This window comes from Janibacter sp. GXQ6167 (assembly GCF_041365945.1).
Classification (GTDB): Bacteria; Actinomycetota; Actinomycetes; order Actinomycetales; family Dermatophilaceae; genus JBGFSK01.
Map to the genome: position 1 here is coordinate 1 of NZ_JBGFSK010000004.1, position 19,547 is coordinate 19,547.

Genomic DNA, 19,547 nt, shown 5'->3' on the forward strand with positions numbered 1-19,547 from the left:
GAAACGCCCGGTCCCATTCCGAACCCGGAAGCTAAGCCTCTCAGCGCCGATGGTACTGCACTGGAGACGGTGTGGGAGAGTAGGACACAGCCGGACAAACTTTCATAAAAGGAAACGCCCTTACCGAGACACTTGTTTTTGCAAGTGAGTCGGTAGGGGCGTTTTCTTTATGTCGGCGTGCGGTCGGCCGGGCTAGGCTGACGTGAGGACATCTTTCGACAAGGGGCAAGGATCCATGGCAGATCAGCGAGACCGCGGCGATGAGCGCGGGGACGTCGGCGGCCGCGATGGTGGTCGGCGTGGCGGCCGTCCCGCGGGCGGCCGCCCGGGTGGGGGCCCGCGCGGCGGCCGGCGGGATGACCGAGGACGCCGCGATGACCGGCGCGATGACCGGGGCGGCAATCGGGACGACCGGGGCCGTCGCGAAGGCCGGCCGGCCCGGGGTGGGCGCGAGCGCTCGGATGAACAGCGCAGCGCGGGCGGACCCCGCCTGGTTCCGAAGCAGGGACGACGCCCGGATCCGGCCATCGCCGACGACGTGACGGGCAAGGAACTGGACCGGAGCGTCCTGCGCCAGCTCGACACCCTGAGCAAGGACAATGCCGAAGGTGTCGCCAAGCATTTGGTGATGGTCTCGGCGTTGCTTGAGGTCGACGACATCGACGGTGCGATGGCGCACGCAGAGACCGCGGTGCGCCGCGCCGGACGGGTCCCGGCCGCGCGGGAGGCGCTGGGGTTTGTCGCCTACCGCGCTGGCGATTTCGCCCGGGCGCTGACCGAGTTCCGCACCGTCCGCCGGCTGAGTGGGTCGTCTCACCTCTTGCCGTTGATGGTCGACTGCGAGCGGGGACTCGGCCGCCCGGAGCGGGCCCTGGAACTCTTGGGTTCCCCGGAGGCTCGTGATCTTGGTCGAGAAGAGCAGATCGAATTGCTCATCGTCGGTTCTGGGATCCGGCGGGATATGGGACAGGCCGCCGCGGCGGTCTTGGCCCTGCAAAACCAGGTCCAGGTTGCCGAGGGCAAACCGTGGGCGGCCCGCCTGTATTACGCGTATGCCGATGCCCTGCTGGAGGCCGGACGCGAAGACGAGGCGCGGGACTGGTTTGCGCGTGCAGCGGTGGCCGATGAAGACGCGGAGACCGATGCTGCGGAGCGGGTCGACCTGATCGATGGGATTGTCGTGGCCGCTCACGACGATCACGAGGGGACCGACGACGTGACCGGCGAGGATCCGGAGCGCGCGTGAGTGTCGAGCCTTCGCTCGCCGATCATTACCGGGGGGTCGTCTGCGACCTCGATGGGGTCGTCTACCGCGGGGCGCAAGCCGTACCCGGTGCCGTCGAGGCCCTCAGCGCGCTCACCATCCCGATCGTGTGGGCCACCAACAACGCGTCACGGCCCCCCGAGGAGGTCGCGGCGCACCTGCGGAGCCTTGGGCTGACGCTTCTCGATGCGTCCGTACTCACCAGCTCGCTGGCCGGCGCCGCGCAGGTCGCGACGATGGTGCCCCCTGGCACGGCGGTGCTCGCCGTGGGGGGTGAAGGGGTAGCGCGTGCCCTTGAGATTCATGACCTGCGCCCCATACGTCCGAAGGACCATGCTGCCGGAGTGACGGTCGAGGTGGTCTTGCAGGGTTACGGGGCGGAGGTGACGGCGGGCGACCTCGGCGAAGCGGCCTACGCGATCGAGGGCGGTGCTCGCTGGGTCGCCACCAACGATGACGCCACCTTGCCCACGGAGCGAGGGGAGGCGCCCGGTAACGGCGCCCTGGTCGGAGCAGTCCGGGTCGCTGTCGGCGTCGAGCCGATCGTGGTGGGCAAGCCTCACCCCCCGATGTACCAGATGGCCGCGCGGGCACTCGGGGTGGAAACCGCGGAGGTTCTCGCCATCGGCGACCGGCTCCAGACGGACATCGCGGGGGCGCACTCCGCTGGCACGGCGAGCGCCCTGGTCCTGACGGGCGTCCACAACGCGAATGACGCCGCGGCCGCCCCGCCAGAGCAGCGGCCTGATTACCTGCTGCGTGACTGTGCGGACCTGCACCGTCCTTACCCCGTGAGAAGGGGGGAGGGCGGCACGTCGCGCCGTGGCGACGCCCTGGCCGTCTTGGACCTGCAGGACACCGGGGGACTAGTCCTCGAGGGCGGCACACCTATTGATCGGGCGCGGTCCGCCTTGGACGTGCTCTGGTGGGGGGTTGATGAGGCCCAGATCACGCCCGAGCAGGCGGCTGCCATCATGCGCCGCAGCGTCGGTACCGTGTAAGCACCATCGATACGAAAGCGACTGATCCCGTGGACCCTGCTCGTCACCTGCTGCACCTTGGCCTCAGCACCACCGACGCCGTCCTGTCCCGCACGCTCGATGTCGTGCGCCTCGTTGACGGGCTCGTCGTGGCGACCGCCTCACCGGCGCGCGAGGAAGGCGCCCCGTCTGCGTGGCCCGATCCCGAGGAAGGGGATCTCGGTGCCGCCTCCGAGGCTCTGCTCGCCCGCCAGGTCTCGGTGCATCCGCCGCATATTCGCGATGCGGCCCGCCGCTCAGTGAACGAGCCGGCCAAGACGACGGCGGAGAAGACCGCGCCAGCGAAGAAGGCAGCGCCGGCGAAGAAGACCGCCGCGCGCAAGGCCCCCGCCAAGCGCGCTGCGGCGAAGAAGTCGGCGTCAGCCGCGTCCGCGGCGAAGAAGGCCCCGGCGAAGCGCACCGGGGCGAAGAAGACCGCAGCGACGAAGAAGACCGCAGCGGCCAGGTCGGCCACGAAAAAGGCGCCCGCCGAGAAGACTCCTTCGCCGAAGGCCGACTCGTGAGCGTGACGCCCGCCGAACCCGCTCCGCTCACCGGTCATGACGCGATCGATGCGGCGCTGACGTCCCTCGCTGAGAGCGACCCTGCCGATCTCGACGCCCAGCTCGAGGCGGCCGACGGCGTGCATCGCGCCCTGCAGGCGGGGCTGGCCGACCTCGGTGGCTGATCACCTCGTGACGGCAGAGGTGCCCGAGCGACTTGATCAGGCTCTCGTCCGGCACGGCCTGGCCCGGTCACGGGGGCAGGCCCGCGACCTGATCGCGGCGGGCGCCGTCGAGCTCGCGGGTCGCCCGGCGCGCAAACCCGCGCTACCGGTCGAACCCGGTCAGCAGATCCGCGTGACCGGCGATGATCGACAGTGGGTCAGTCGGGCCGCGCGCAAACTGATCGGTGCGCTCGAGGCCTTCCCCGAGGTCGATCCGAAGGGCGCTCGATGCCTCGACCTCGGCGCCTGCACCGGCGGCTTCACCCAGGTGCTCCTCGCCCACGGGGCGGCCCAGGTCATCGCGCTCGATGTCGGGCACGACCAACTTGCCGCTGAACTCGTCGCCGACCCACGGGTCGAGGATCGAAGCGGCACGACCGCTCGGGGACTCACCGCAGACGACCTTGATGGACCGGTCGACATCGTGGTGGGCGATCTCAGCTTCATCTCCCTTCGCCTCGTCCTTGACTCCGTCGCCGCGGTGCTCGCCTCGGGGGGAGAGGCGCTGCTGCTCGTCAAACCCCAATTCGAAGTGGGTCGAGCGCGACTGCCAAAAAGTGGCGTCGTGACCGCACCGAAGGATCACCGCCGAGCACTGCTTGGAGTCCTCGAACGGGCCGCCGACGTCGGTCTGGAGGTGCAGGGGCTCGCGCGGAGCCCCCTTCGTGGTGGCGAGGGCAACACGGAGTATCTGGTGCGACTCACCCGTGCCGTGGGCGGCGGTCTGCCATGGCAGGCTCAGGTGGAGGCCGTGGACCAACTGATCGAAAGGACTCCCTCGTGACCGACCGTCGTGTCGTGCTCCTGGCGCACCCTGGGCGTGCTGACGCCCTGGCAGCAGCCACCGGGGTGGCCGAGCGCCTGCGGGCAGCCGGTATCGAAGCGACGATTCCGCGCAGCCTGGCTGCGACCTCCCTCGGCGCGCTGGAAGGGGTCCGGATCGCCGATGACTTCGACCCGGTCGAAGGGGCCGAACTCGTGTGCGTGTTGGGCGGCGACGGCACGATCCTGCGCGGCGCCGACCTGGCGCGCGGGAGCGAGGTCCCGATCCTTGGGATCAACCTCGGGCATGTCGGCTTCCTCGCCGAGGCCGAGCGGGAGGACCTGGATGCGACCGTCGAGCACATCGTCGAGCGGGCGTACACGGTCGAAGAGCGCATGGCTCTGGATGTCGTCGCCACCCGCGACGGACGGGAACTGACCCGGAGCTGGGCGCTGAACGAGGTCACGGTCGAAAAGGCCTCCCGCGAGCGGATGCTCGAACTCACCGTCGAGATCGATGGCCGTCCCTTATCGACCTGGGGTTGCGATGGAGTCGTGATCGCGACCCCGACCGGCTCCACCGCCTACGCGTTCAGCGCCGGGGGACCGGTCGTCTGGCCGGGCGTCGAAGCGGTCCTCGTCGTGCCGATTAGCGCACACGCGCTCTTCGCGAGGCCCCTGGTGCTCGGCCCGACCTCGCACCTCGCGGTCGAGATCGTCCCGGACGCCGAAGCGCACGGGATCCTCTGGGGAGACGGTCACCGCGGGTTCGAGTTGCCGCCGGGGAGCCGGATCGAGGTCCAGCGCTCGGCCGAACCCGTGCGTCTTGCCCGGCTCACTTCATCTCCCTTCACCGACCGGCTCGTCGCGAAGTTCGACCTGTCGGTGCACGGTTGGCGGGGGCGATCGGGCAGCAGCCGTTTGGGCCGGGGCACATGAGCCGCGCTCGGAGGGTGGGGTAGATGCTCCACGAGATTCATATCCGCGATCTCGGGGTGATCGCCGAGGCGCGCCTCGATCTGCATCCCGGCTTCACCGTCGTAACCGGGGAAACCGGCGCCGGGAAGACCATGGTCGTGAGCGGCCTGGGGCTCCTCTTCGGCGCGCGGGCCGACGCTGGGCTGGTGCGCGCGGGGGCCGAGCGCAGCATCGTCGAAGGGGTCGTCGAACTCACCGAGGATTCGCCGGCGCTAACCGAACTCACCGAGGCCGGCGTCGAGCCTGAGGACGGCGAGGTGATCCTCGCGCGGACCCTCGCCGCGACCGGTCGGAGCCGAGCACACGTCGGGGGCAGGGCGGCCCCGGTGGCCCTGCTGGGGACGCTCTCGGAGAGTCTGCTCGCCGTCCACGGGCAGGCCGACCAGTGGCGATTGCGCCGCCCGTCGCACCACCGAGCGGTCCTCGACGATTTCGGGGGTCCCGACCTCCTCGCCCATCGAAGCGCGCTGCGCACTGCCTACGAGGGCTGGTCCTCTGCTCGCGCGGACCTCATCGCCCTTCGCGAGAGCGAGCGCGATCGAGCCCAGGAAGTGGACTTGCTGACCTTCCAGGTCGAGCAGATCGATCGCGTCGAGCCTCAGTCGGGTGAGGACGACGAGCTGCGGGCCGAAGAGGAGCGCCTCGCCTACGCCGAGGACCTGCGGGCGGGCGCCGAGCGCGCCCGGGCACGCCTGAGCGACGAAGACGGTCTGGCGGATGCGGTCGCCTTGATCGCCGGTGCTCGAGACGAGCTCGCGGCGCTGACCGACCATGACCCACAGGTCGCTGACCTTCATGAGCGATTGGGTGAACTCGGGGTCCTCGCGAACGACCTCTCGGGCGATCTCGCCGGGTACGCGGCCGGGATCGAGGTCGACCCCGCGCGACTCGCTGCGGTCCAGCAGCGCCGGGCCGACCTCACCGAACTCACCCGGCGCTATGGCGAGGACATCGCTGCGGTCCTCGCGCATCGAGAGCGCGCTCAAGCGCGGCTGCTCGAACTCAGCACGGCCGACGATCGGCTCGCGGGCTTGGACGCCGACGTCGCGCAACTGGCGCAGGACGTGGGGCGGGCCGCCGATGAGTTGCACTCGGCCCGCGTCGCGGCCGGCGAGCGCCTGGCCGCTCGGATCACCGAGGAACTCGCTCATCTCGGGATGCCGAAGGCGCAGGTCGAGATCGCGGTCGATCTGCGCTCGGGGGATCCCGCCGAGGACAGCACGGTCAGCCTGCCCGATGGGACGAGCGTCGAGGTCGGACCGGATGGGTGCGACGAGGTCGAGATTCGGCTCGCGGCCAACCGCGGAAGCCCGGCGCGCTCGGTCGTGCGTGCCGCCTCGGGCGGTGAACTCTCCCGAGTCATGCTCGCGATCGAGGTCGCGCTGGCCGAAGCGGGGACGAGCGTGCCGACCTTCGTCTTTGACGAGGTCGACGCCGGCGTCGGTGGGCGCGCGGGCCTGGACGTCGGTGCACGCCTCGCCGCCTTGGCCCGCACGAGCCAGGTCATCGTCGTGACGCACCTAGCGCAGGTCGCCGCGCACGCCGACCGGCACCTCGTGGTCCGCAAGGCCGACGACGGCCAGGTCACCTCCAGCGATGTGGTCGAGGTGACCGGTGAGGATCGCCTCGGGGAGCTCGCCCGGATGATGGGCGGCGGCGACTCGCAAGCAGCCCTGCGCCACGCGGCCGAGCTGGTTGCGGACTGCGCGGCCGATGCGTCCAGTCATGGCACGATGCCCTAGATGAGCCTGAACCTGCTGCGATCCCGACCGCGAGAGCCCGAGTTACCGGGTATCCACGCGCGGGTCGGCGTCGACCGGCGCACCAAGGCTCTGACCAAGCGGCTTCGTCCCGGCGAGATCGCGGTCATCGACCACGAGGACATCGACCGGGTGAGTGGCGAGGCACTGGTCGCCTGTCGCCCCGCTGCGGTCATCAACGCCTCCCCGTCGGTCTCCGGGCGCTACCCCAATGTGGGCCCCGAGATCATCGTGGCTGCCGGGATCCCGTTGATCGACATGCCGGGCGACGACCTTATGGATCGGCTGAAGGACGGGCAACAAGTGCGCCTCGACGGCGCGGTCCTGCACGATGGTGGGGAACCGCTTACCGGCACCTTGATCACGGCCGAGGAACTCGCCGAGGTGATGGTCGCCGCGAAGGCGGGGCTCGCCTCCCAACTCGAGTCCTTTGCGCACAACACGATGGAGTACCTCATCAAGGAGCGTGAGCTCCTGATCGATGGGGTGGGCGTGCCGGAGGTCCGGACCGACTTCGAGGGCCGCCATGCGCTCATCGTCGTGCGCGGGTACCACTACAAGGAAGACCTCGCGGTCCTCTCTCACTACATCCGCGAATACAAGCCCGTCCTCGTCGGCGTCGACGGCGGAGCCGACGCACTGCTCGAGACCGGCCGAAACCCCGACGTGATCGTCGGCGATATGGACTCGGTCTCCGACGCGGCCCTGACGTCCGGTGCCGAAATCGTGGTCCACGCCTACCGCGACGGGAAGGCACCGGGTGTCGATCGGGTCAGGGAACTAGGGATCGAGCCGGTGATCTTCGCGGCGACGGGCACGAGCGAGGACATCGCCATGCTCCTCGCGGACGATCGGGGCGCCTCGCTGATCGCCGCGGTCGGGACCCACGCGACGCTGGTGGAGTTCCTCGACAAGGGGCGAGCCGGGATGTCGAGCACCTTCCTCACCCGGCTTCGGGTCGGGAGCAAGCTCGTCGACGCGAAGGGGGTCAGCCGGCTGTACCGGACGCGCATCTCGGCCTGGCCGATCGTCGCCCTTATGGTCGTCTGTGTCCTCGCGCTCTTCGTCGCACTGTCCGCGACACCGGCCGGGCAGACCCTGCTACAACTGATCGGCGCCCGGTGGGATGACTTCTGGGCCTTCATCGGGGGACTTTTCTCACCATCATGATCGATTTTCGCTATCACATCGTCTCGCTCGCGGCCGTGCTCATCGCGTTGTCGATTGGGATCGTGCTGGGAGCCGGCCCGTTAAACGAAGGGATCGGCAGCACCCTGACCGGCGAGGTGAGCAAGTTGCGAGCCGAGAAGGACGCGCAGCGAGCCGAGATCAACGAGCTCACCCGGGAGGCGTCGGGCCGCGATGCCTACGACGAGGCAACTCTCGAGCGGGTGGTGAGCGGTCGGCTGCGGGATCGAACCGTCACCGTGGTGACCCTGCCGCAGGCGGACAGCACCGTCACCGAGGAACTCGTCGGCACCCTCAAGCTCGCGGGAGCGAGCGTGTCCGACTCGATCGCGCTCACCGACGCCTGGGTGCAACAGGATGAGGCGGCCCAAACGACCCGCGACCGGGCCGGCGAGGAGGCCGCGTCTGGCGAACCGGTGGCGTCGGGACAACAGCGCATTGACGTCGCACTCGGCATCGCCTTGACCGGTCAAGCCTCGGGGGGACGGCAGGTCGACACCGCCGGTCGTCAGCGCATTTGGTCGATCCTGAAGGACGCGGATCTGCTAGACGGTCCCGATGACGTCCCCACTGCCACCCGACTGGTCGTCGTCACCGGGGGCCCGGTGAGCGCAGATACGGCCGATGAGGCGACGACGCTCGCGAGCGCCTGGGTCGGGACGGCGGCCGCGATCGATGCCCGTGGCGCGGTCGTCCTCACCGGTACCCCCCGCACGGTGGGAGGGGATACCGATGTCTCCGTCGTCACGGTTGCCCGCGCCGACGCCACCTTGTCGACTGGGATCTCGACCGTCGATGTCCCCGAGCTCCCGCTGGGGAGAGCCGCACTCGTGCTCGCTCTCGTCGAGCAGTCCGACGGCGGCTCGGGCCACTACGGGCTCGGCGCAGACGCCACGGCACCAATCCCGGAGGGCTGATGCGCGCTCCGTCCGCGGTGGCCGGAGCCGCCCTCGCCGGGATCGTGGCGGGGGCTGGCATGACCTTTGCCCGTCGCATCCACGCTGGGCCCTGGCGCCGCACGAACTTCGCGGGACGACCGGTGACCCTGCTCGAGGGCCCGGTTTTTGTCGCCGCCACCGCGCTGCCAGCCATCTGGCGCCGGGATCTGCCCGCCGTGCTGGCAATCGTCGGCCCCGGTGTGATGGGCGGCGTCGACGACCTCGCCGGTGACGCGACGGCCAAGGGGCTTGGCGGACACCTTCGCGCTCTGCGGTCCGGACGGATCACGACCGGGTCCGCCAAGATCGCGGTCATCGGCGCGAGTGCGCTCGCCGCGGTGCTGCTGGAGCGTCACGCCGCGACGACCCGTCCACCCCTCGTGTGGCTGGTGGTCGACACCGGTGTGGTGGCAGGGGCCGCGAACCTGATCAACTTGCTTGACCTGCGGCCCGGACGGGCCCTGAAGGCGGCCGGCGGGACCGCGACGCTCCTGCTCGCTGAGCCAACCTCGCGGGCGGTGAGCGGACCCCTGCTTGGGGCGACGGCTGCCTTGTTGCCCGCCGACCTTGGTGCCGAGGGGATGCTCGGCGACTGTGGTGCGAACGCGGCGGGGTCACAGATCGGTCTGGCGCTCACGAGGGCGTGCCCGCCCTGGGGCCGGGCCGCGATCCTCGCGGGGATCGTCGCGCTCACTCTCATCTCGGAGCGGGTGAGTTTCACCAAGGTCATCGAAAACACACCGGTGCTCCGCGAACTCGATGCCTGGGGTCGGACCTCGCCATGAGCCTGGACCTGCCGGGGAGCACATCGCCGATGCCCGGCCGCAGCCTGGCTCGCGATGCCAGCACCGTCGCGATGATCACCGCGCTCGCGCGCGTGGTGGGCTTCGCGCGATGGCTCGTCTTTGCGGCGGCCGTCGGTGCTGCGGGCGTCGGCACGGTCTATCAGTCCGTCAACGCCATCCCGAACATCGTCTACGAGATCGCCGCAGGCGGAATCCTGGCGGCGGTCGTCGTCCCCCTTCTGGCCCGCCTCGCCGCCGAGGCCGATCGGTCGCCGGAAGGGCGGGGGGACGTCGATGCGGTCGCGTCGGCAATCCTGACCCGGACCCTCGCCGCGCTCGTCCCGGTGACCGTGGTGGTCCTCCTGGCCGCGCCGTGGATCAGCGCGCGCCTGCTCGGTGATCTGCCGATCGAGGGTGCCGTCACCCTCGGGACCCACCTGCTGCTCCTCTTCACCCCGCAGATCCTGCTCTACGGCATCGGTGTCGTCGTGACCGGAGTGCTCCACGCCCACCGTCGCTTCGTCGCGGCCGCGCTCGCCCCGCTGCTCTCCAGCCTCGTGGTCATCGCGACCTATGTGGCGTACGGCCTGGTTGTCGGGGCCAACCGCTCGGTGACCGAGGTCCCCGCGACGGCCGTGTGGATCCTGGGCCTTGGGACCACTGGGGGAGTTATCGCGCTCAGTCTCCCGCTGCTGGTCGCGGCCCGGCAGGCCGGGATCCGGCTGCGTCCGGCGTGGGCGCTGCCGACGGACCTGGTGCGGCGGGCCACTTCCCTTGCGGGAGCGGGCCTCATCGCGCTCGTCGCCCAGCAACTCGCGGTGCTCGTGATGCTGAAGGTCGCGAACCGGTCCGGAGGGGACGGCGCCGTGGTGGTGAACCAGTACGCCCAGACCGTCTACCTCTTGCCCTACGCCGTGCTCGCTGTCCCGATCGCCACGGCCGCCTTCCCGACGCTGGCGGCGGGCGACCGCACGGCTCCTTCCGCCGGTGAGACCGAGCGGCGCACTTTGGGGTCCGCGCTCGCCGCGACCACCGCCCTGACCGGCATCGCCGCGGGATCGCTGATCGCCGCGGCCGGTGCCATCGCGGCCGTCTTCGCGGCCCTCGATCGGGGGCGAGAGGACGGGGCCGGCGACGCGCTCGCCGCGATGGGCCCGGCCTTGACGGCCTGGGCCCCCGGGCTGATCGGCTTCGGGGTCGCCGCGGTCGCTACCCGGGCGCTCTATGCCCGTGGTCGCCCGCTCCTTGCGGGGGCCGCCGTGGCCCTCGGGTGGGTGCTGAGCGCCCTGATCCCCCTGCTCGTGCTGGCTCCGGATGAAGGGGCTCGGCCGACCCTTGTCGTGCTCGGTGCGGCCTCCTCGGTCGGGATGAGCATCGCCGCAGCACTCCTGCTGATGTTGCTCGCCCGGGCGTGGGGGACCGAGGTCGTGCGGGCGCTCGCGCTGCCGACGTTGGTGGCGCTCCTCGCCCTCGGCCTCGGGGCCATCCTCGCGTCCGCTATCGGGGACCGGTGGTCGACCGGGATCGGGCCAGCGCTCGGCGCTGGACTCCTGGCCGGGTTGGGGGTCGCGATCCTGCCGATCCTGCTGCTCGCCTGGCGGGCGCCACACATGTTGGGGCCGCTGCGCCGTCTGCTTCCCGGGCGAAGGGGGGAGCGATGAGGGTGGCCATGGTGCTGGGACGCAGCACTGGCGGCATCGGGGTGCACGTCCGTGACCTCGTCGCCGAACTCACCGCCCTCGGGGACGAGGTGATCGTCTTGACCGACGATCTGACGCAGGAGCGCTTCCGGTACCCGGCTGGTCGCACCGGGTGGCCCGATCGGCGCCGCCCCCTTCGCGCCCTCACGCAGGCGAGGTCGTGGCGCTCGACGCTGCGGGCCGCAGATATCGTGCACGCGCACGGTTTCCAGGCCGGAATCGTCGCGGCCACGCTGCTCGCGGGGCGGCGCCGGCCCCCTCTCGTGGTGAGCCTGCACAACCAGATCCCGACCCACGGACAGCTCGCTCGGGTCGGCCACCGCGCCGCTCAGTGGCTCGCCTCACGAACCGCGCTCATGACCGGCGCGAGCAGTGACCTGGTCGACCTCGCGACGACGCTGGGGGCCCGGGCAACCGCTCTGGCCCCGGTGCCATCGCCTCGAGTCGCCGGGCTCCTTGCCCTCGACCGGGAGCCGTGGCGCGCGCAGCACCGCGCCGATCTGCTCATCTCCACGGGCCTCGACCCCGACCTCCCGCTCGTCGTGTCGATCTGCCGCATCGCCCCCCAGAAGAGATTGCCGGACCTGCTGACGGCGACGGCGCACGGTCCCGCGAAGGCGCAGTGGGTCGTGATCGGGGACGGCGATCACGGGCTCCGCAATGAACTGCAGGCACGGATTGACGACGAGCAGTTGCCGGTATCCCTCCTCGGGGCGGTCGATGACCCGACCGCCTGGTTGTTGGCGGCCGATGTCTTCGTCCTCACCTCAACATGGGAGGCGCGAGCGCTGGTCATCCAGGAGGCCATGGCCGCGGGGACTGCGGTGGTCGCGACCCGGACCGGCGGGCTTCCCGATCTTCTCGATGGCGTCGGCGCCCTGGTGCCGGTTGGGGAACCGGCACGTTTTGGGCGCGCCGCCGCGGACTCGCTCAACAATTCGCAGGCCGTGGCCCTTGCCGAACGGGCCCGGGCCCGCGCCGCGAGATGGGCCACTCCGAGGGAGACCGCCGAGGCGTGGCAGCGGTGGTACGCGGACCTGGCGTAAGTGACGTACAGTAGAAGCCCGTGGCGGCTTCGACGAAACACATCTTCGTAACCGGAGGCGTGGCCTCCTCTCTCGGCAAGGGACTGACGGCCTCGAGCCTCGGACACCTGCTCAGCGCGCGTGGCTTGAAGGTCACGATGCAAAAGCTGGACCCGTATCTCAATGTCGATCCGGGGACCATGAACCCCTTCCAGCACGGCGAGGTCTTCGTGACCGAAGACGGCGCCGAGACCGATCTCGACATCGGGCATTACGAGCGCTTCCTCGGCACCAACCTCGATGGCTCGGCCAATGTGACGACCGGTCAGGTCTACAGCCGAGTGATCGCCAAGGAGCGCCGCGGCGAGTACCTCGGTGACACCGTGCAGGTCATCCCGCACATCACCAACGAGATCAAGGACCGGATGCGGGCCCCGGCTGCCGGGAGCCCCGGCGTCGACGACGCGAACGCGCCGGACATCATCATCACCGAGATCGGTGGGACCGTCGGCGACATCGAGTCGCTGCCCTTCCTTGAAGCGGCCCGCCAGGTCCGTCACGATGTCGGCCGCGACAACTCCTTCTTCCTGCACGTCTCGCTCGTGCCCTACCTCGCGCCGAGTGGTGAGCTCAAGACCAAGCCCACGCAGCACTCGGTCGCCGCGCTGCGGCAGGTCGGTATTCAGCCCGACGGATTGGTGTTGCGAGCAGATCGGGACATCCCGGAGGACATCAAGCGCAAGATCTCGCTGATGTGCGACGTCGACGCCGATGCCGTGGCCGCCGCGGTGGACGCACCGAGCATTTACGACATCCCGAAGGTCCTTCACCGTGAGCGCTTCGACACGTACGTCATCCGTCGGCTCAACCTGAACTTCGTCGACGTCAACTGGACGTCCTGGGACGGGCTCCTGCGCCGCGTCCACCAGCCCGAACACTGCGTCGAGGTCGCGCTCGTCGGGAAGTACATCGACCTGCCCGACGCCTACCTCTCCGTCACCGAGGCCCTCCGCGCAGGCGGCTTCCACCACGACGCCAAGGTCAACATCCGCTGGGTCGCTTCGGACACCTGCCAGACTCCGGCGGGTGCTCAGCAGGCGTTGAGCGGAGTCGACGCGGTGCTCGTCCCCGGCGGGTTCGGGATTCGTGGGATCGAGGGCAAGCTCGGCGCACTGACCTGGGCGCGGGAGCACCAGGTCCCGACCCTTGGGATCTGCCTTGGCCTGCAGTGCATGGTGATCGAGTACGCCCGCAATGTCGCCGGGATCGAGGGCGCGAGTTCGACCGAGTTCGACCCGGAAACTCCCGCGCCCGTCGTCTCCACGATGGCCGAGCAGCACCACGTCGTCTCCGGCGAGGGTGATCTCGGGGGCACGATGCGCCTCGGCTCGTATCCCGCTCGGTTGCTGCCGGATTCGATGGCTGCGCAGGCCTATGGCACCACCGAGGTCAGCGAGCGCCACCGGCACCGCTACGAGGTCAACAACGAGTACATCCCGCAGCTCACCGAGGCGGGCCTCGTCGTGAGCGGCACCCACCCGGAGCTGGGTCTCGTCGAGTTCGTCGAACTGCCGCGTGAGACCCATCCGTACTACGTCTCGACCCAGGCGCACCCGGAGTTCAAGTCGCGTCCCGACGCGGCCCACCCCCTCTTCGCCGGCCTGATCGGCGCGGCCGTCGAGTTGCAACGAGCCTCTCGGCTCGTCGAGGTCGAGCGCCCCCGCGCCGAGGCGAACGCCGACGCATGAGCAAACGGCTCCGGGATGAGATCGTCCGGCCGGATCTGCTCGCGAGCGATCTGCTCTTTCGGGGGCGGATCTGGGATGTCCGACGCGACACCTTCGCCTTCGAAGGGGGGATGCTCGTGCGCGAGTACGTCGACCATCCCGGGGCGGTTGCGGTCCTGGCCCTCGATGAGGACGATCAGGCCCTGCTGATCCGTCAGTACCGACACCCCATCGCCTCCTGGGAGTGGGAGCTCCCGGCCGGGCTCCTCGATGTGCCGGGGGAGGACCCCCTTCGGGCGGCGCAGCGAGAACTCGCCGAAGAGGTCGATCTGATCGCCGAGGATTGGGCGGTGCTGCTTGACTACTTCTCCTCCCCGGGCGGGATGAACGAGGCGCTTCGGATCTACGTGGCGCGCGGGCTGAGCGAGATCCCGCACGATCAGCGGCACGAGCGCGAAGGGGAGGAGGCCCACCTCATCACCCAGCGGGTCTCGCTCGACGACCTCCGTGAGGCGGTCTTGGCCGGCGAGGTGCACAATCCGAGCCTCGTCGCGGGAGCGCTCGCGGCCTGCGCGACCCGCGAGCGGGGATGGCGTGACCTGCGCCCCGCCGATGCGCCCTGGCCGCAGCACCCTGGCCAGCGTCAATGACCGTCTGCCCGTGTGGCAGCGGGACTCCCTTCGCCACCTGCTGCGAACCGTGGCTCGATGGGGGCGCCGCACCGACCGCGGAGGCGCTCATGCGCTCGCGGTACACGGCCTACACCCTCCTGCAGCGCGGTGACGCCCGGGCCGAGACCTACCTGGCGCGCACCTGGCACCCCCGGACGCGGCCGCGGGCGATCGAGTCCTCACCCGGCCTCACCTGGACGGGCCTGACGATCCACGAGGTGAGCGGCGGGGAAAGCGACGCCGATACCGGCATGGTCGCCTTTACCGCTCGCTGGACGTCCGGGGAAGGTTCGGCGCGCCAGCGCGGGGAGCTCAGCGAACGAAGCCGGTTCGCCCGGCGCGCCGGGCGCTGGGTCTACGTCGACGCCGAGACGTAGAGCGCCGGGCCGATATTTCGGTTGGAGGTCTCGGGGGCTCCTTCGTAGGATGAGTGGACGGCGCGCGGAACCGGCGCGCTACCCCCTTCTCCCTGAACGAATAGGAACACCGTGCTTCGCACCCACGAAGCCGGCACCTTGCGTGCCGAGCTCACCGGCCAGACCGTCACCCTTACCGGTTGGGTGGCTCGGCGTCGTGATCACGGTGGGGTGGCCTTCATCGACCTGCGGGATGCGAGCGGCATTGTCCAGGTCGTCGCCCGCGACGAGGTTCTGACCGGCGCGGCTCACGACCTGCGCAACGAGTACTGCGTCAAGGTCACCGGTACCGTCACCGCGCGGCTGCCGAAGGACGTCAACCCGGCCCTGCCGACGGGTGAGATCGATGTCGTGGCCTCCGAGATCGAGGTCCTCGGGGAGTCCGAGCCACTTCCCTTCCAGATCGATGAGCGCACCACCGTCGGCGAAGAGGCCCGGCTGAAGCACCGCTACCTCGACCTGCGGCGCCCGGGTGCGCACGGTGCCGGGGCGGGTCTGCGACTGCGGAGCAAGGTCAACGCGGCCGCCCGCTCCGTGCTCGGCGCGCGGGACTTCGTCGAGATCGAGACCCCGACCCTGACCCGTTCGACGCCCGAGGGCGCCCGCGACTTCCTCGTGCCCGCCCGGCTCGCGCCGGGGGAGTGGTACGCCCTGCCGCAGAGCCCACAGCTGTTCAAGCAATTGCTGATGGTCGCCGGGATGGAGCGGTACTACCAGATTGCGCGCTGCTACCGGGATGAGGACTTCCGCGCCGACCGGCAGCCGGAGTTCACCCAGCTCGACATCGAGATGTCCTTCGTCGAGCAGGAGGACATCATCGAGCTCGGTGAGGAGATCGCCAAGGCCGTGTGGGCGACGATCGGCGTCGAGCTGCCGACCCCCTTCCCGCGGATGAGCTACGCCGAGGCGATGGCGCGCTACGGGACCGACAAGCCCGACCTGCGCTTCGAGCTCGAGCTCACCGACTGCACCGAGTTTTTTGCCGAGACCCCCTTCCGGGTCTTCCAGGCCGACTATGTCGGTGCCGTCGTGATGCCCGGTGGGGCCAGCCAGCCGCGCCGCCAGTTCGACGCTTGGCAGGAGTGGGCGAAGCAGCGCGGTGCGCGCGGGCTCGCCTACGTGACCGTCGGCGAGGACGGGACCCTCGGTGGTCCGGTGGCCAAGAACATCTCCGAAGAGGAGAAGGCGGGCCTTGCGGCCCACACCGGCGCGCAGCCGGGCGACTGCATCTTCTTTGCGGCCGGTCCGGCGAAATCGAGTCGCGCCCTGCTCGGCGCCGCCCGGCTCGAGATCGGTCAGCGCGTCGGCTTGATCGACGAGGACGCGTGGTCCTTCCTCTGGGTCGTCGACGCGCCCCTCTTCGAGCCGACCACGGAGGCCGTCGCTGCCGGTGACGTCGCCGTCGGGGCAGGCGCGTGGACCGCCGTGCACCATGCGTTTACCAGCCCGAAGGCCGAGTTCCTCGACACCTTCGACACCGACCCGGGGCCCGCTCTCGCGTACGCCTACGACCTGGTCTGCAATGGCAACGAGATCGGCGGCGGCTCCATCCGTATCCACCGCCGTGACGTCCAGGAGCGGGTCTTTAAGGTGATGGGCCTGAGCGAAGAGCAGGCCCAGGAGAAGTTCGGCTTCCTGCTCGACGCGTTCAAGTTCGGGGCGCCACCGCACGGCGGGATCGCCTTCGGCTGGGACCGGATCGTCATGCTGCTCCTTGGAGCCGACTCGATCCGCGACGTGATCGCCTTCCCGAAGTCCGGTGGCGGCTATGACCCGCTCACCGAGGCCCCGGCGCCCATCACGGCCGAGCAGCGCAAGGAAGCCGGGATCGACGCCAAGCCCGAACCGAAGGGCGAGCAGGACTAGCTCGTCCTCGAGCCTCGGACCCGACGCGCGCCGTCCCCGGAAACTCCGGGAATCTCGTGGAACTCCACGGGATTCCCGGAGTTTCGCGGGATCGCGGGGGTCTCGCGGAACGGGAGCGGCATCCCCCGTCGGCGAACGCGTCCCCCCTTCGCGCTGAAACGGACCCGACCCCTTGGGTTACTGGTACGAGATGAAGCTCGGGGTGGGGGAGACCTGGTCGATCGTCTGCTTCGGGGTGAGCATCGGGGAGTCCTCGTCCTCGAAGTTCTTCCAGCCGAGGAAGACCTCCTTCGGCAGGCCCTTGCGGATCGCGCTCCAGGTGCTCTGCTTCTCGCCCTGGCCGCCCTGGCCATCGACGTGCACGAGGATCTGGATGTTGTCGTGCGAGACGTCGAGGCGTTCGCGCCGCCGGATCATGTCGGTTCGGAATTGGTGCAGGGTGAGCACCTTCGGGGGCAGGGAGTGCTTGGTCACGAGCTCGGAGAGCCAGGCCGAGACCTCGTTGATTTCTTCGGTATCGACCGACCCGATCTGCTTCAGGTGCACCTGGTCGGGCTTCAAGCGCCATTCGGGGTCGAGGGCAAGCCCCACCCATGGGCGCTTCAACAGGTCCTCGTACTCCTTGGCCTGATCAAGGAAACTCATCCGACCGGGCTGCAGGTCAATCACGATGTAGACCCCGCCCTTCTCGGCGGCCTCGATCCACGGCAGGAGGGTGTCGATGGCGGTGCGACGTGAGTAGCTGCCGTCGGACTCGGCGCCCTGCGACGCGACGGTCGCGATGATCTCGAAGGCGGGGACGACCGGCGTCTCGACGAGGGGGTCGTACTCCTTGACCAGCGCTTTTACCCGCTCGACGGCCTCCTCGGCGGGCTGCTCACCGAGCATCCCGAGGGCGGCTGCCTCCGGGTGCCCGTAGAGCGCGATCATCATCCGGTCGGGGAAGGGGAGGACACCACCGCCGGGGAGTTCGTCGACGGTCCGGCAGGTCTCGACGCGAGTGCTGAGCCGATCCTGATCGCCGAAGGACGATCCAAGCGCGATGACCGTCGCGTCCTTGGCGTCGCGCAGGGCCTTCGTGGCCTCGATGCTGCGCCGCGGGTCACCGGGGGCGGCGATGGTCTGAGCGCCAAGAGCCGCGAGGGTGGGGGCGAGGACTTTCGCGGACTTGGCGTCGGGCAGTTGAAGGGCGAGCACCTGACCCGCGGGTGGGTCGGCGGGAAGCCCATCGATCGAGGGGGCCTTGCCATCTTCCAGGGTGACGATGTCGCGGTCGCCAACACTGAGCCCGTCGCTGGAGAGGGCAAGCACGCGCTCGGTCTTCAGACGGTCGAGTTCGGCAGCGAGTTCGGGACCGACGACGAGGAGCGGAATCTTCACCTCGGTCGCCGCAGCGGCGAGTTGGTCGAGGTCGGCGGGCTCCGCACTTCGAGCGACGGCGACCGTGCCCGCTGCGGTGAGCGCCGCTCGGCTCAGGGCAAGGGCCGGGTCATCCCCGAGGCGCACGGCGATGACGCCGTCCTGCCGGGTGAGGCCAGAGCTCCCCTTCGAGGTCTTCTGGTCGGAATCCGTGCCGGAACTGTCATCGGTGCAGGCACCGAGCGCCGCGAGGGCGCCGAGACCGGCACCTCCCAAGAGGACTCGGCGGCTGATCGAGGAGGTCATTGCGGGTATCAAAGGCTTTCGTCGGCGGGAGCGAATACCCCACGATGCCACACGTTGCCGACGAAGAGCGCTTCGAAGAATCGCCTCAGGAAGGGGGACGACCGGGGTCGACTCGTGGCACCGTGGGTGGGGTGAGGATCGTCGTCGCCCTCGGGGGCAACGCGTTGTTGCGCCGCGGGGAGCGGCCCGACGCCGCGTTGCAGCAGGAGCATGTCGAGGCGGCCGTGGCGTCCCTCGCACCCCTGCTCGAAGATCACGAGGTCGTGCTCACCCATGGCAACGGGCCCCAGGTCGGGGTCCTCGCGGCCCAGAGCGCGGCCGATCACACCCTCACGCGCCCCTACCCACTCGATGTCTTGGGCGCTCAGACCCAGGGGATGATCGGGTACTGGTTGGTCCAGGCGGTGCAGCACGCCTGCCCCCTTCGCCCCGTGGTGGCCCTGGTCAACCGCACTCTCGTCGACTCCAAGGATCCCGGGCTGACCCATCCGACCAAGCCCGTCGGGCGCGTTCTCACCGAGGACGAAGGGAGGCAGGCCGCGGCGAGGCATGGCTGGCAGATCGAGCCCGAAGGGGGCGGCTGGCGCCGCGTCGTCGGCTCGCCGGAGCCGCGCGCGGTGATCGAGCAGGACAGCATCCGGGGTCTGCTGGAGACCGGCACCGTCGTCGTCTGCGGCGGGGGCGGGGGAGTGCCCGTCGTCGCGGATCGCGAAGGCCGCCTGCACGGGGTCGAGGCGGTCGTCGATAAGGACCTCACCGCCGCGCTGCTCGCCGACGCGATCGGGGCCGATGCGTTGCTCGTGCTCACCGACGTCGCTGGGGTGATCGATGGGTTCGGCAGCCCGGACGCTACGGTCCGACAGACGATCACCGCCGCCGAAGCCCACGACCTCGACCTCCCGGCCGGGTCGATGGGGCCCAAGGTCGACGCTGCGCTGCGGTTCGCGGCCAAGGGCGGGCTTGCCGTCATCGGGCGCGCCGAGGACGCGACCCACCTGCTGACGGGATGCGCTGGGACCCGCGCCCTCGCCGAGAGCCGCGCGGAGGGACCCGGCC

Annotated in this window: 18 protein-coding genes, 1 rRNA gene and 1 pseudogene; 19 read left to right on the forward strand and 1 reads right to left on the reverse strand. The window is 70.0% G+C overall.

Features of this window, described 5'->3' with window-relative positions; translation table 11 throughout:
- The 18 genes from rrf to aspS form a co-directional block, all read left to right on the forward strand.
- Positions 1-96, forward strand: a 5S ribosomal RNA gene (gene rrf, locus AB8K43_RS06825); the annotation flags it as partial.
- Between the two features lie 164 nt (positions 97-260).
- The gene (locus tag AB8K43_RS06830) at positions 261-542 is read left to right on the forward strand and encodes a hypothetical protein (RefSeq protein ID WP_370892789.1); all 282 of its coding nucleotides are present in this window, start codon (positions 261-263) and stop codon (positions 540-542) included.
- On the forward strand, positions 539-1,246 hold the full coding sequence (locus AB8K43_RS06835) for a tetratricopeptide repeat protein (RefSeq protein WP_370892791.1): 708 nt from the start codon (positions 539-541) through the stop codon (positions 1,244-1,246). The genes AB8K43_RS06830 and AB8K43_RS06835 overlap by 4 nt, the downstream gene beginning before the upstream one ends.
- The gene (locus AB8K43_RS06840) at positions 1,243-2,265 is read left to right on the forward strand and encodes an HAD-IIA family hydrolase (protein WP_370892793.1); all 1,023 of its coding nucleotides are present in this window, start codon (positions 1,243-1,245) and stop codon (positions 2,263-2,265) included. The genes AB8K43_RS06835 and AB8K43_RS06840 overlap by 4 nt, the downstream gene beginning before the upstream one ends.
- A 29-nt stretch (positions 2,266-2,294) precedes the next feature.
- Positions 2,295-2,807, forward strand: a complete 513-nt coding sequence (locus AB8K43_RS06845) for a hypothetical protein (RefSeq protein ID WP_370892794.1) — start codon at positions 2,295-2,297, stop codon at positions 2,805-2,807.
- A complete protein-coding gene (locus AB8K43_RS06850; protein WP_370892796.1) occupies positions 2,804-2,971 on the forward strand; it encodes a hypothetical protein in 168 nt (55 codons plus the stop codon). Before AB8K43_RS06845 ends, AB8K43_RS06850 begins: the two co-directional genes overlap by 4 nt.
- Entirely contained in the window at positions 2,964-3,794 is an 831-nt protein-coding gene (locus tag AB8K43_RS06855; RefSeq protein WP_370892798.1) for a TlyA family RNA methyltransferase, read from the forward strand. Before AB8K43_RS06850 ends, AB8K43_RS06855 begins: the two co-directional genes overlap by 8 nt.
- Positions 3,740-4,711 (forward strand): NAD kinase, encoded by a 972-nt coding sequence (locus AB8K43_RS06860; RefSeq protein ID WP_370892800.1) that lies wholly within the window; start codon positions 3,740-3,742, stop codon positions 4,709-4,711. Before AB8K43_RS06855 ends, AB8K43_RS06860 begins: the two co-directional genes overlap by 55 nt.
- Before the next feature lie 23 nt (positions 4,712-4,734).
- A complete protein-coding gene (recN, locus tag AB8K43_RS06865; protein ID WP_370892802.1) occupies positions 4,735-6,492 on the forward strand; it encodes a DNA repair protein RecN in 1,758 nt (585 codons plus the stop codon).
- Positions 6,493-7,680, forward strand: a complete 1,188-nt coding sequence (gene steA, locus AB8K43_RS06870) for a putative cytokinetic ring protein SteA (RefSeq protein ID WP_370892804.1) — start codon at positions 6,493-6,495, stop codon at positions 7,678-7,680.
- A complete protein-coding gene (locus AB8K43_RS06875; protein WP_370892806.1) occupies positions 7,677-8,615 on the forward strand; it encodes a copper transporter in 939 nt (312 codons plus the stop codon). Before steA ends, AB8K43_RS06875 begins: the two co-directional genes overlap by 4 nt.
- Entirely contained in the window at positions 8,615-9,421 is an 807-nt protein-coding gene (locus AB8K43_RS06880; protein ID WP_370892808.1) for a hypothetical protein, read from the forward strand. The genes AB8K43_RS06875 and AB8K43_RS06880 overlap by 1 nt, the downstream gene beginning before the upstream one ends.
- Positions 9,418-11,082, forward strand: a complete 1,665-nt coding sequence (gene murJ / locus AB8K43_RS06885; RefSeq protein ID WP_370892810.1) for a murein biosynthesis integral membrane protein MurJ — start codon at positions 9,418-9,420, stop codon at positions 11,080-11,082. The genes AB8K43_RS06880 and murJ overlap by 4 nt, the downstream gene beginning before the upstream one ends.
- Complete coding sequence (locus AB8K43_RS06890) at positions 11,079-12,167, forward strand: glycosyltransferase family 4 protein (protein ID WP_370892812.1); 1,089 nt, start codon at positions 11,079-11,081, stop codon at positions 12,165-12,167. Before murJ ends, AB8K43_RS06890 begins: the two co-directional genes overlap by 4 nt.
- 20 nt (positions 12,168-12,187) lie before the next feature.
- On the forward strand, positions 12,188-13,894 hold the full coding sequence (locus tag AB8K43_RS06895) for a CTP synthase (protein ID WP_370892814.1): 1,707 nt from the start codon (positions 12,188-12,190) through the stop codon (positions 13,892-13,894).
- The gene (locus AB8K43_RS06900) at positions 13,891-14,523 is read left to right on the forward strand and encodes an NUDIX domain-containing protein (protein ID WP_370892816.1); all 633 of its coding nucleotides are present in this window, start codon (positions 13,891-13,893) and stop codon (positions 14,521-14,523) included. The genes AB8K43_RS06895 and AB8K43_RS06900 overlap by 4 nt, the downstream gene beginning before the upstream one ends.
- Positions 14,520-14,921, forward strand: coding sequence for a YchJ family protein (locus tag AB8K43_RS06905; RefSeq protein WP_370892818.1), 402 nt, complete (start codon positions 14,520-14,522; stop codon positions 14,919-14,921). Before AB8K43_RS06900 ends, AB8K43_RS06905 begins: the two co-directional genes overlap by 4 nt.
- Positions 14,922-15,032: 111 nt before the next feature.
- Complete coding sequence (aspS, locus tag AB8K43_RS06910; RefSeq protein ID WP_370892819.1) at positions 15,033-16,826, forward strand: aspartate--tRNA ligase; 1,794 nt, start codon at positions 15,033-15,035, stop codon at positions 16,824-16,826.
- A gap of 177 nt (positions 16,827-17,003) precedes the next feature.
- Here aspS and AB8K43_RS06915 read toward each other — a convergent pair whose 3' ends face one another.
- On the reverse strand, positions 17,004-18,491 hold the full coding sequence (locus tag AB8K43_RS06915) for a hypothetical protein (RefSeq protein WP_370892821.1): 1,488 nt from the start codon (positions 18,489-18,491) through the stop codon (positions 17,004-17,006).
- A gap of 44 nt (positions 18,492-18,535) precedes the next feature.
- Here AB8K43_RS06915 and AB8K43_RS06920 point away from each other — a divergent pair.
- Positions 18,536-19,513 (forward strand): annotated as a pseudogene (locus AB8K43_RS06920) (carbamate kinase); the annotation flags it as partial.
- Positions 19,514-19,547: the final 34 nt, after the last annotated feature.